Raw genomic sequence first — 231 nt, 5'->3', positions numbered from 1 at the left:
CACCGCCATTTTCGCCAATCAGAAGGCGCTGCTGGAAAAGGGCGTCAGCGTGACCCCGCCCGCCAATGCCAGCCGCGAAGCCGCGCTCAAGGCGATTGCCGACGGTTCGGGCCTGACCGCCATCGTCAGCCCCAGGCTGACCCGGTCGGTCGATGCGTGCCTGAGCGACGCGGCCGAGCGCGACCGCCTGGTCGCGATGACGCGCGCGGCGTTCGACAAGATCAAGGGCAC

The 231-nt window shown here is 69.3% G+C and carries 1 protein-coding gene; it reads left to right on the top strand.

Annotated features, from left to right (window positions below; genetic code table 11):
* A partial coding sequence (locus SAZ04_RS23150) for a hypothetical protein (protein WP_332700177.1) occupies positions 1-231 on the top strand: 231 nt, incomplete at both ends.

Origin of the sequence: Halalkalibacter lacteus (assembly GCF_036663595.1) — a bacterium.
Lineage (GTDB): Bacteria > Bacillota > Bacilli > Bacillales > Bacillaceae_D > Halalkalibacter > Halalkalibacter lacteus.
The sequence above is the reverse complement of the archived record's forward strand: the minus strand, read 5'-3'. Positions and strand labels throughout refer to the sequence as shown.